The sequence below is a fragment of the Coraliomargarita algicola genome, from assembly GCF_033878955.1.
Lineage (GTDB): Bacteria > Verrucomicrobiota > Verrucomicrobiia > Opitutales > Coraliomargaritaceae > Thalassobacterium > Thalassobacterium algicola.
On sequence record NZ_CP138858.1, the window covers coordinates 1,151,650 to 1,163,772 of the forward strand.

The 12,123-nt window shown below is 52.4% G+C and carries 12 protein-coding genes; 8 read left to right on the forward strand and 4 right to left on the reverse strand.

Going from position 1 to position 12,123, the window contains the following annotated elements; translation table 11 throughout:
- Positions 1 to 46: 46 nt before the first annotated feature.
- A complete protein-coding gene (locus SH580_RS04425; RefSeq protein WP_319833809.1) occupies positions 47 to 2,185 on the forward strand; it encodes a glycoside hydrolase family 36 protein in 2,139 nt (712 codons plus the stop codon).
- Here the strand turns inward: SH580_RS04425 and SH580_RS04430 are convergent.
- Together SH580_RS04430 and SH580_RS04435 are read right to left on the reverse strand one after the other, a co-directional pair.
- Positions 2,182 to 4,281 carry an FAD-binding protein gene (locus SH580_RS04430; protein ID WP_319833810.1) on the reverse strand — a complete coding sequence of 700 codons (2,100 nt, stop codon included), beginning with the start codon at positions 4,279 to 4,281 and terminating at the stop codon, positions 2,182 to 2,184. The two genes, SH580_RS04425 and SH580_RS04430, sit on opposite strands and share 4 nt — an antisense overlap.
- A 65-nt stretch (positions 4,282 to 4,346) precedes the next feature.
- Positions 4,347 to 5,363 (reverse strand): hydroxyacid dehydrogenase, encoded by a 1,017-nt coding sequence (locus SH580_RS04435; protein WP_319833811.1) that lies wholly within the window; start codon positions 5,361 to 5,363, stop codon positions 4,347 to 4,349.
- A gap of 126 nt (positions 5,364 to 5,489) precedes the next feature.
- Between SH580_RS04435 and SH580_RS04440 the strand changes: the two genes are divergently transcribed.
- From SH580_RS04440 to SH580_RS04470, 7 genes are all read left to right on the forward strand, one after another.
- Positions 5,490 to 6,026: a helix-turn-helix domain-containing protein gene (locus tag SH580_RS04440; RefSeq protein ID WP_319833812.1), complete on the forward strand. Its 537-nt coding sequence runs from the start codon at positions 5,490 to 5,492 to the stop codon at positions 6,024 to 6,026.
- 2 nt (positions 6,027 to 6,028) lie between these two features.
- On the forward strand, positions 6,029 to 6,790 hold the full coding sequence (locus tag SH580_RS04445) for a sugar phosphate isomerase/epimerase family protein (RefSeq protein WP_319833813.1): 762 nt from the start codon (positions 6,029 to 6,031) through the stop codon (positions 6,788 to 6,790).
- Positions 6,791 to 6,814: 24 nt separating this feature from the next.
- Positions 6,815 to 7,630, forward strand: coding sequence for a sugar phosphate isomerase/epimerase family protein (locus SH580_RS04450; protein ID WP_308949814.1), 816 nt, complete (start codon positions 6,815 to 6,817; stop codon positions 7,628 to 7,630).
- 69 nt (positions 7,631 to 7,699) lie between these two features.
- A complete protein-coding gene (locus SH580_RS04455; RefSeq protein WP_308949812.1) occupies positions 7,700 to 8,068 on the forward strand; it encodes a four helix bundle protein in 369 nt (122 codons plus the stop codon).
- Between the two features lie 99 nt (positions 8,069 to 8,167).
- Complete coding sequence (locus SH580_RS04460; protein WP_308949811.1) at positions 8,168 to 9,319, forward strand: Gfo/Idh/MocA family protein; 1,152 nt, start codon at positions 8,168 to 8,170, stop codon at positions 9,317 to 9,319.
- Positions 9,320 to 9,456: 137 nt separating this feature from the next.
- A complete protein-coding gene (locus SH580_RS04465) occupies positions 9,457 to 10,239 on the forward strand; it encodes a 3-ketoacyl-ACP reductase (RefSeq protein ID WP_319833814.1) in 783 nt (260 codons plus the stop codon).
- 160 nt (positions 10,240 to 10,399) lie between these two features.
- On the forward strand, positions 10,400 to 10,867 hold the full coding sequence (locus SH580_RS04470) for a hypothetical protein (RefSeq protein ID WP_319833815.1): 468 nt from the start codon (positions 10,400 to 10,402) through the stop codon (positions 10,865 to 10,867).
- A gap of 13 nt (positions 10,868 to 10,880) precedes the next feature.
- On the opposite strand, the gene dusB is transcribed toward SH580_RS04470, so the two are convergent.
- Together dusB and SH580_RS04480 are read right to left on the reverse strand one after the other, a co-directional pair.
- Entirely contained in the window at positions 10,881 to 11,870 is a 990-nt protein-coding gene (gene dusB / locus SH580_RS04475; protein ID WP_319833816.1) for a tRNA dihydrouridine synthase DusB, read from the reverse strand.
- Positions 11,871 to 11,876: 6 nt separating this feature from the next.
- The gene (locus SH580_RS04480) at positions 11,877 to 12,110 is read right to left on the reverse strand and encodes a hypothetical protein (RefSeq protein ID WP_319833817.1); all 234 of its coding nucleotides are present in this window, start codon (positions 12,108 to 12,110) and stop codon (positions 11,877 to 11,879) included.
- Between the last annotated feature and the right edge of the window lie 13 nt (positions 12,111 to 12,123).

Below are 12,123 nucleotides of genomic sequence, written 5' to 3' on the forward strand. Positions count from 1 at the left end.
GCGTGCCAGCATACGGACGCTTATAATCTCAATCTCGCTGCTTCAAATGATTAGCTCTCAAATTCTGAACGGTCTGCAAGTCGACCGTGTGACCACTCAATCCGGCAAAACCGAATTGCACCTCTGCCCCACGGCTCTCGCCAACAAACGTATCACACAACGCACGGCAATTACAGCTCGACCAGAATGTAAGAAAGTGACTCCGACCACATCTGTGCCCGATAGCATGGTTCAATTGAAACTAGAGGACGACACTGGATCCGGCGGCTTCATCGCGGGCATGACGATGCAAAACAGCAGCAGTATCAATCACCTCAAGCTAGCTGAAGCACCCGCAGGTGAGGAGTCTAAGATGATCACTATTTTCCAAGACGAGCGCCATCAATTGCAGATAGAGCAACACTTGGAGGCCACCGCCGTCGACGGCACCCTGCGCACTTGGACTACGATCACTAACAATGGCGATCAAGCGGTCTCCTTGGAGTTTATAACTAGTTTCGTACTCTCAGGCATCACACCTTTCTCGCACGATGATGCCCCCGGACGCTTAAAGGTTCACCGTTTCCGATCATGGTGGAGCAACGAAGGACGCCTGTATAGTGAGTCCCTGGAAGACTTGCACCTCGAACGCAGTTGGGGCGGCTTTAACATTGTCTCCGAACGCTTCGGGCAAGTCGGCACCATGCCCGTGCGTAAGTTTTTCCCCTTCATCGCGATTGAAGACAGCGCAACAGGTGTATTCTGGGGAGCTCAGTTGGCACATGCCGGCTCCTGGCAAATGGAAGTGACTCGGCGTGGCGACAATGTCTCCATCTCCGGTGGCCTCGCAGATTACGAATTCGGCCATTGGAAAAAAGCGCTGGCTCCGGGCGAAACATTAACCACCCCCGTGGCTCACCTCGCCTGTGTGCAGGGTGAACTGAGCGATCTGACTGGAAAACTCGTCAAACTGCAAGAGTCGCAACTTCAAAACTTACCGGAGTCCGAAGAATCCTTGCCTGTCATGTTTAATGAATGGTGCACCAACTGGGGCTCTCCTAGTCACGAAAAGACGATGGCACTGGCCAAACGTCTGCTGGGCACTGGCATCCGCTACCTTGTCATCGACGACGGTTGGGCAAAGCGCCCCCCCGAAGCCACCATGCAATCAAATGGCGACTGGCAGGTCGACACAGAGAAATTCCCGCAAGGAATCGGTGCGGTTTGTAAAGAGCTACGTGAGCTAGGCTACATTCCAGGCATCTGGTTTGAATTTGAAGTCTGTAATCCTGGCTCCGAAGCATGGAAGCAATCAGAGCATCACCTTCACCGCAATGGTAAGCCACTGCAAGTCGGCAGTCGTCGCTTCTGGAATTTAAACGATCCTTGGGTGCAGGACTATCTAGGCGAAAAGCTGATCCATTTCCTCAATGACAATCAGCTCGGCTACCTAAAGGTTGACTATAACGATACCATCGGCCTCGGTTGTGACCACCCGGATTCTCTGGGCGAAGGGCTGCGCCAACAAGTCAACGGCATCCACTCCACCTTCAAACGTATCCGCGAATCGGTTACAGACCTTGTCATCGAAAACTGCTCCTCCGGCGGACACCGACTCGAACCTTCAATGATCGGGCTCACCTCAATGAGCTCGTTCTCCGACGCGCACGAGTCTTGGAACATTCCCATTATCGCCCGCCAGTTGCATTACCTGATGCCGCCACGTCAATCACAGATCTGGGCGGTGCTCTATCCCGACGATAGCGAAGAGCGCTTTTACTATTCACTCACTTCAACACTCTATGGCCGCATGTGCCTATCCGGACCGGTTCACGATCTAAGTGACCAGCAAATGGCCATCGTTAAAGATGCGGTTAGCTTCTACCAGCAAGCCGCTTCCATTATCAAGAACGGGCATAGTCGTTTCTTCGGGCCTGGTGCCCACAACTGGAATCATCCCACTGCCTGGCAAGGCCTCTGGCGTGAAAGCGACGACGGCAGCGAAGCTCTGCTACTAATTCATACCTTCGCAGGCCTAGCGAGTGAAGAGCTAGTCATTGAACTGCCAAATAGCGACTGTCGTCATCTCAGCCGCAGTCTAATCGACAGTACCACCCCAGCACCGCAATTGAACGGCCACACCTTGACGCTCCCCAAGGGAGCCGACTTCCGAGGCTACGCTTTTCTACTCAAAAAAACGCGTTAACCTTCCTTGATCAAGTATGGGCCCCAACCTTTCTCGAAGAACTCACGCTTCACTTCAGGCTTGAGATCGACAGGCAGAGCGTGCACCGAAATACCATCGCCCTCACGGCTGACAATCAACTTCTCCTCACGATCTTTGGCCTGTTCCTCCACGAAGCGGAAGCGAGTCAAATCTTCGTGACTGGCATCAGGGCAGCGTGTTCCGTCGCTGGCGCAGATCGCACGCGCACCACGGCTACCACCGCCATTTTGGATATAGTAATCCAGCGCAGTCAACACCGCTTCGGAAACCCAGACCATATGACGCCAGCGAAAAGCTTGCCCCACCAAACTCGCTGAACTGACTTTAAGGCCATTGGCCTCCGCGTCCCTCCGTAGCTGCTGTGCCTCGGACAGCGCGGCTGCTACCTCTTCCTGCGTGCAGATAATACCCGCCGAATCACTCATCCGGGCTTGGACCTCTGTCTTCACGTCTTTAGGCGTACGGCCACCATCATTCGTCACAAAGGCGCTCGCATCCTGGAGTGTCTGTTGAATCTGCTGCGTGATACAATCCTGATCCGGAGCAAACGCTCCCTTATGTAAACGTGAACGTTTGATCGCCACAGCCACACGCTTACCAAAGACCTGGCCGGAGTTGAGCGCCGCCCCGCCGGGGCGTGTCACACCATGGCTGCCAGCGGCTTCACCGATGGCATAGCAGCCTTGCAAGCTGGTTTGTCCCCAGTCATTGATCAAGATGCCTCCATTCATGTGCTGGTTATTCATCGCGAATTCCAAAGGCTCCTGACACAGATCAGTTCCGTGCATTCGATAGAGCTCAATCGCAAGCGGATTCATACGACGAAGACGATCGATCGGCAGATCATAAAGCGCTTCGTTATTTTCGAGATAAGCCCGCACGTCTGGATCGAGATCGTCTAAACTGAAGCACTCCCCCTCATTTACTGGCTCCGGGTTTCGTAGAAAATCAAGGTACACCTTACGTCCAGCCTGACATTCCAAGAATACAGCCAAGTCGAACAAGCTAGAACCATAATCCAGCATCCGAGTGGAGTGGAAAGGCCATTGATAGCCCTTGCGGAAAGTATTCGAAACCATCTCACGCGTGCTCCGATAATAACGCTTCAAAAAGTTGATTTCATTTCCATCCGCATCAACCGAGTATACCCGGGGCATCACTTGCACATAAGTGCCCGATAAATTCCATGGAAAAGTCGTACGTGGAGTTCCAATACCGAACTGACTTTCCGTGACATTACACAACTCAATCCCCGCCTCCAAAGCGAGGCCCAAGCCGCCATGACAATGATGCGGATATACACTATCACGATACAGCTCTCCGGGTCCCCCTGTTGCGATAATCAAATCCTCACATTGAATAAAAATCAGTCCGTAGGCATTACGTGATTCTTCACGGTGTAAGGCCACTACACCACATACGCGTTCCTCACCATCAACGCTCTCTTTGACAATGCGGATGCCGCTGGTGCTAGGCAAAATGCGCACACCGAGTGTCAAAGCTTCTTCAAAGAGCACCTTAACCATCAGCTTCGAAGTGCGCGGCCCACAGCTAGTGGCACGTCCTGCTTCATCATGATCGGTTTGATAACGCAAGATCGCACCTTGATCATCGTGCGGCAATGGTAAGCCCATAAACTGCAAACCGCCCACAGCATCATTCGAACCCACAGCCTCCACATAAGCGGTGGAAAAATCCATTGCCCCTCCTGCACAGAGACTTTGTGCATACTTAATAAAGTTATCGCCCTTATAATCCGTGCTGGCCGTATACAAAGTTTGCTTATCAGACCCCGAGCAAGCCGAGGTGCCCGCAAAGAGCCCGGTCCTGGCCACCAGCACATCCACGCTGCGGCGGTGCAGCTCTACCGTCGCTCGCATGCCCGCAGCACCGCTACCAAGCACCAAAGCTTCACAGCGATACACCGGTATAGATAGCCCGTCGATATCCAAGCATGTATCCGAAGCATCAATACCGCGCACGGCTGGCATATCCACCCGTGTCAAGCGGTCTAAAATTTCTTGTGGAATAGAGGCAATCCCATTAGAGGCAGGAGTTTCAATATCAGTAGTCATTATAGATTTTTTAAGGCAACCGCCTTTGTCTTTTTTAAAACGAAACGTACGACACAGCGAAGCCCTTAGGCCAAACGCTCTGCACTTTCGCGAGTGAGTTGAGTCACCTGCGCTTCACCATTCAAATAGCGACGGCACTCTTCCACCGCCAAAGCCCCCATACGATGACATTCATGCCCTTGAGAGCCAGCAACGTGTGGCGTGATAAATACATTCGGAAGCGCCGTAAGCGGATTAGTATGATAGGTCTTCTCATCTTGTAATAAGTCCAATACGGCAAAGATATCAGGACGTGCTTGCAACACCTCCAGCATGCCAGCCTCATCCACGATGGCTCCACGCGAGGTATTGATAAATGTGCCGCGATCTGGCAACGAACCTAACATCGCTCCAGTAACCAAATTTTCGGTTTGAGGTAACCAGGGCGCATGCAAACTCACAACATCACACATCGGAAACAAATCTTCCAAACGATCAACACGCGTCACTTGTAAAGATTCAAACAAACTCTCGTCCGCGTAGGGATCATAAGCAAACACATCTAGATCAAGGTTAGTTAGACGTTCGCAAACCAACTGCCCAATCGCCCCCAACGAAATTACACCGACCTTTGACCCATGATAAACACCATGTACTTGACGCGTATAATCAGGCGCCAATCCCTCCTTTAGGCGTTGGCAACGCGTCCATGCCCGTTTCAACGCAAAGATAACGGAAGCCATCGTATAATCAGCGACAGGCACCGCATTCGCTTTATACGCACTCGTGAGGGTGATATCACGCTCCCAAAAAGCATCTGTCACAAAGCTGCGCACACTGCCCGCGCCATAAAAAAACGCTTTCAATTTGGGGAGCGCACTGAGGAATACTTCGTCCAAAATCGGTGCGCCCCAACCAGAAAAGATAATCTCAACATCAGAAAACCGCTCCGGATCAGATACAATATCCTCAGCGCTATATATCTGACCGTCATTATCAGTCAACTCTGCAACCTTAGCCAATGCATCTGCATTATAAATAGCCCTAAAGCTACTCTCCGGAATCAAGAAAAGAGAACGGGGTTTATTCGATGTAAGTGCCATAATAATCAGAAATAACTTAAAGTAACAAAATAAAGCAATAGTAGTCGCAATACATAAAGCGCAATATTTAATTCATAAGATAAAAAAGTTGACATATTTTATCACTAAAGCAATAAAAAATCACAAATGAACCCCAACGAACTCACTTTAGATTTCTCAGTGGTACGCGATTTACGCAAACGCGCGGGCATGACATTAGACGATGTCTCCCAAAAATCAGGCGTTTCAATCGCTGGACTCTCCAAGCTGGAAAGAAACCAAAACATGATCGAGTTAGACACGCTCTATCGTCTCGCTCGAGTATTTGGACTCTCCGCCACCGATTTACTCAATCTCGCCGAATCTTGCTCCGCACACTGCAAAACAGCCGAACAATACACATCAGGCCCCTTCAATTTTGAAAAAGTAAGCTTCAAGGGGATCGACTGCTTTCAAGCCACTGCGAAACGCGGCGGCAATCTCTCCAAGCCTGAAGCGCATGGCGATGAATTTGAAATCTGCTGGCTACGCAGTGGTCGCATACGCATCACCTTACCACGCGAGACACATGAACTCTCCCCGGGACAAGCGCTCAAGTTCGACGCAGCCCTAGCTCACAGCTATGAGATCCTCGAAGACAGCGAGGTCACCATCATACACTTGGAAAAGACACACCGTTTTTAATCATGCTCTATTCTGGACTTTGCTCTATCAGCTTCCGCCAACTATCCATCGATGCATTGATCGACCTCTGCGTCAAAGCCAAGATCGACGGGATCGAATGGGGCGGCGACGTACATGTGCCACCGGGCGACATCGAACTCGCTCAATCCGTTAGAACCAAAACCGAAGCGGCGGGGCTCAAACTATGCTCCTATGGCTCCTACTATCGCTGCGATACTGAATCTGGTTCGTTTAGTGATGTCTTAGATACCGCCGACGCACTGGGCACACCAGTCATCCGAGTGTGGGCAGGGCCTAAGGCTTCCGCCGATGCCAGCCCCGATGACCGCGAAGAAGTGGCCGAACATTTGCGTCGCGCCGTGATCGCGGCACGCGAGATGAATATAACCATCGCGCTGGAATACCACGGAGGCACACTCACGGACACACAGGCCTCCGCACACCAGCTCTTAGACGAGGTCAACTTGCCGGATCTAAAACTCTACTGGCAACCACGCGCGGGCGGCAAATTTGCCGAGGACTTACTGGAACTTCAAGCGGCCCTCCCTCATCTCTCACACGTTCACTGCTTCCACTGGGGCCCCGCGGGTTGGCAAGATCGACGTGCCCTACTCGACGGCACCAAAGAATGGCAAGCCTACTTAGCGCCCATTCGACAGCTCGAAGAGGATCGCTACGTCATTCTGGAATTCGCCAAAGACGACTCCACCGAACAATTCTTAGAAGATGCCCAAGTGCTTCGTAGCCTATTAAATAATAACTAAAACACCTCATATTCTGTATCCCATATGAACGATTTATCACGTCTCGCCATTCATACCATGACCACCAAGCCTTGGGACCTACCCACGGCTTGTGCTAAATATGCCGCTGCCGGCGTGCCGGGCGTGGGCCTCTGGCGTCAATGGCTGGATGGTCGCCCGCTGACAGAATCCAAAAAAATGCTGGACGACCATGGCCTTAAAGCAGTGTCGCTGGTACGTAGCGGATTCTATCCGTACTTAAACGCAAGCGAGAAGCAGGCCGCATTCGACGACAACATTAAAGCACTCGACGAGGCCGCCGCCGTCGGCGCCCCACAAGTCGTGCTCGTTTGCGGCGCGAAACCAGAGCTGAGCCTACCCGAAAACCGTCGCCACATCACCGAAGGCATCGCCTCACTAGTCGAGCACGCGAGCAAGGTCGGCGTCAAACTTTCGATCGAACCACTCCACCCCATGTATGCCGACTGTCGCAGCGCGGTGAATACAATCGGCCAGTGCAACGACATGCTCGACCAAATCGGTGATGAGTGGGTCGGCATCGCCGCCGATGTGTATCACATTTGGTGGGACCCCACGCTGGAACAAGAAGTCAAGCGCGCCGGCAAGCGTATCATCGGCTTTCATGTATGCGATTGGATGACACCCACTGCTGACATGCTCAACGATCGCGGCCTCATGGGCGAGGGTTGTATCGACAACCGCGGCATCCGCCAACTGGTCGAAAGCGCCGCCGGCTTTGCCGACTGGATCGAAGTCGAAGTCTTCTCCACCCGCCACTGGGCCACCGATCAGGACGCATATTTAGCTAAAATCATCGAGGCTTACAAGCAACACGTGTAAGGCAAGAATGCCAGTTTTCCCGTTACCAGTTAACTAGTTTTCAGTTCAAAGAAACAATCGCCTAAATCAATGGCTACAATTGAACGATTCGAAGATATACAAGCTTGGCAGAAGGCTCGCGAAGTTGCTGCTGCGATCTACCAACTGTGCAAGACAGGCGAACTAGCCAAAGACTTTGGGTTACGTGATCAAATTCGACGATCTGCCGTTTCCGTGCAGTCCAACATCGCTGAAGGGTTCGGACGCGAAGGCAATAAAGAGTTCATCCGATTCCTAAGAATCGCCAAGGGCTCAAGCACCGAATTTAGATCACAACTCTACAACCTCCTAGACGCGGATTACATCACTCAAATAAAATTCGAAGAACTTTATCAACAGTCAGTCGAGACCGAGAAACTGATTGGTGGATTCATCAATTACCTAGAAAAACACATTTAACTCAAAACTAACTATCCAACTCACGACAACAACCGGTAAACCGACAACTGGAAAACCGACAACCGGTAAACTGGTAAACTGGTAAACTAAAAAAAACCTATGAAAACACATAAAATCGGCATCATCATGAACGGCGTCACAGGACGCATGGGCACTAACCAGCACTTGCTTCGCTCCATCGACGCAATCATTAAACAAGGCGGCGTTAAGATCAGCCCCACTGAGTGCATCATGCCCGATCCTATTTTGGTCGGCCGCAACGAAACAAAGCTGAAGGCTCTGATCGAGCAAACCAGTGTTGAAAAATACACCACAGACCTCGACAGCGTCATGACGGACCCTGCGTATCCGATCTACTTCGACGCGCAAACCACACTGCGCCGTTTCGCAGCCGTCAAAGCGGCCGCCGCTGCGGGTAAGCATGTGTATTGCGAAAAGCCCACCGCGATTAAGACCGAAGATGCGTACGAACTCTATAAGATCTGCCGCGATGCCGGTGTGAAAAATGGCGTGGTGCAAGACAAGCTCTGGTTGCCAGGCATGCAAAAGTTCCAACGCTTGGTGGAGAACGACTTCTTTGGCGAAATCCTTTCTGTGCGCGGTGAGTTTGGCTACTGGGTATTTGAAGGCCACACCATCCCAGCTCAGCGTCCTTCATGGAACTACCGTAAGGAAGATGGCGGCGGTATGATCGTCGACATGCTTTGCCACTGGCGCTACGTGATCGATAACCTCTTCGGCAAAGTGAAAAGCGTGTCCTGCCTCGCAGCCACCCACATCCCTGAGCGTATCGACGAAGAAGGCAAACCTTACAAGTGCACCGCCGATGACTCTGCCTACTCCACTTTCGAATTGGAAAACGGCGTTGTTTGCCACTTCAACTCCTCTTGGAACGTGCGCGTGCGCCGCGACGATTTGCTCACCATGCAAGTCGACGGCACCAAGGGCTCAGCCATCGTCGGCCTGCGCGATGTATGGACTCAGCACTACGGTAACACACCGCGCCCAATCTGGAATCCGGATGTGCCTCAACCAATCGACTTCATGGAAGGCTGGCAGAAGGTGCCGGAGCAAGAAAACTACGATAACGCGTTCAAGATCCAATGGGAACTCTTCCTACGCCACGTCGTGCTGGACGAGCCTTTCCGCTGGGACCTACTCGAAGGTGCCAAGGGCGTGCAACTGGCTGAGCTCGGCATCGAAAGCTCTGAGCAACGTAAGTGGATCGACCTGCCGGAACTAAAGGCCTAATCGCTTCGCTCGAACATCGAACATTGAACGTCCAACTTTGAACATTGAACAATCAGTGAGGTCGTGCGGCGGCCAAACTGATTATTCAAGATGAGGCGTTCGATGCTCAACGTTCCTCTATTGAATTTACACAGACTATGACTACTTCAAACAAACCTGTCGCATTCGTCACGGGGGGCTCGCGTGGCATCGGCTTCGGCTGCGCTTCGCAACTCGCTAAGCTTGGTTTCGACATCGCTATCAATGGCATGCGCGACGAATCGGCACTGGCCGAGCCCATCGCTGCACTGAAAGCACTGGGCGCAGATGTTGTCTATTGCCAAGGCGACATCGGCTCAGCCGATGCCCGCAGCGCCATGCTGGATAAGATCAAAGCACACTTCGGCAAGCTTAACGTGTTGGTCAACAATGCAGGCGTGGCCCCTAAGGAACGCAAGGACATCTTGGAAGCCACCGAAGAGAGCTTCGACTATGTCGTCGGCACCAATGTTAAAGGCCCCTACTTCCTGAGCCAAGCCGCCGCCAATTGGATGATTGAACAAAAAGCCGCCGACACGGAGGGCTTTTACGCCATCATCAATGTCGGCTCCATCTCGGCCACTGTCGTTTCAGTCAACCGCGGTGAATACTGCGTCTCTAAGGCCGGGATCGCAATGATGTCGCAACTCTTTGCGGCACGTCTCGGTGAGTTCGGTATTCCGGTGTATGAGATCCGCCCAGGCGTGATCAAGACCGACATGACCAGCGGCGTCACAGACAAGTATGACGCACTCATCGAAGACGGGCTCTGCGTAACCAAACGCTGGGGCTTCCCGGACGACATCGGTAAAGCAGTGGGCTCCCTGGCATCGGGTGACTTCCCCTATTCGACAGGACAAGTCATCATGGTCGACGGCGGCCTCACCATGCCACGTCTATAAAAACTAGGGCAAGGCCTCAGACACCAGTCAAACAATTCACAAGCCGCCTTCCCTAGCATCGGAAGGCGGCTTTTATTTTTAACAGAAACAACATTCTGCCCGTTTGACATCGATTGTTGGCGTGCCTTTTCCCATCTCCGCCCTTAGAACATCCCCTATCATGCATATCACCCCTGAGATAAAAGCCGAAGCCACCACGATCCTAGAGCTTTGTAAGGGCGACTTAATGGCTGCCCTCAAAGTGGCGGAATCTCAACTCAACATTGTGTACACGCGCGCTCAGGTATTGATGAGCCTCGCAGGTATGGTCGTCACCGTCACAGGATTCTCCGGACGCCTAATCGCCGGCAGCAGCCCAGCCGCACAGCTGTTCATCGTGGCCGGACTTCTAGTATCCCTCAGTAGCGCAGCGTGGGTCTTTCGACGTGTCATGCGCGTGCAATGGATTACCACTCTTGCCAGTCAGGATAAAGAACACGCTCTCGAACAAGCACTGTACCGCCGTAATCGCAAAACGCGCGCTTATACCATCGGCGGCACACTGCTCTTCGTGGGCCTCCTGCTTTACGCCATTTCAATCGCCCTAATGTTAACCGATCCCGTTGCAATTGTGGGCCCCGTGCGATAGGCCCAACAACCCGCTACTCAGACTGCTCGATACGCGCTATGTGCATCTGCGCCACCCGTTCCAGATCTTCGATCTGGTTCACTTGACCGAGGGCACCACGAATCCTGCGCGAGCCCTCCATGCCTTTAGTGAGAGCGATAAACTTAGGACGCATCCAGCGCAAGTCGCTGTGTCGCTGCTCGCGAAAAGGTCGCGCCATAATTTTACGTGTGTAATCAATAATCGTATCCCAACGCTCAGCGATGCTTGGGGGCTCGGGTACCACGCCATGTTTCAAATAGTGCTTAATATCACGAAAGATCCAAGGGTAGCCCAGCGCCGCACGCCCGATCATTAAGCCCGCACAGCGGGTCTGCTCGCGAATGCGGATCACATCTTCAGCACTGCTGATGTTGCCATTGCCAATCACCGGGATCGTCAACTCTTCAGCCACCTCCGCGATCACTGGCCAATTGGCATCGCCACGGTAGCCTTGCACCTTGGTACGCCCGTGGATTGCGAGCGCTTGCGCGCCCTCGCCTTCCACGATGTGCCCGACTTCTTTGGCCACGATCGTATCATCATCCCAGCCGGTACGTATTTTTACCGTTACAGGTGTATCCGGCACGGCTTTCACCACAGCACCCGTCACCTGCCCCAATTTCTTTGGATTGCGCAACATCGATGAGCCCGCATCCATGCAGATCACACGATCCGCCGGACAACCAAAATTTATGTCAATAAAATCGGGCTGCAAGCGCTCTGTTAGCATGCGTGCTGCGGCAGCCATCGACTCCGGATTTGAGCCAAAGATCTGCACGCCCATAGGACGTTGCGCCTCCGTAAAGTCCACCGTCTCCCACAATTTCGGGTCCTCCCGAGTCAAGGCATCTGCCTGCACAAACTCAGTCACCATCACATCCGCGCCCTGCTGCTTGCAGAACTCACGAAAAATGATGTCGGTAAATCGGGCCATCGGCGCGAGATACAACGGAAATTGCCCATTTTGAAACCAAGGAAGCATAATCGTTTAAATTTTGTAGGCCTTCACCAAGGACTTCGCTTTTCGCTTCAAACTCGCGGGGGCCGACTTAGTCGTGGCTAGTTTTTCCAGCGCCTGAATCACGGCCTTGTCTGGCAAGAGATCTAGAATAAATGTTTCCTCTAGTATTTCGCCGAGCCGTTGCAGAGCTTTTTCACGGCTCTTCAGCTCCGCGTCATCTTGGCGAATTTGACTGATTAATATTTTTTCTTCGGCTGTCATACTTAAATCGCAG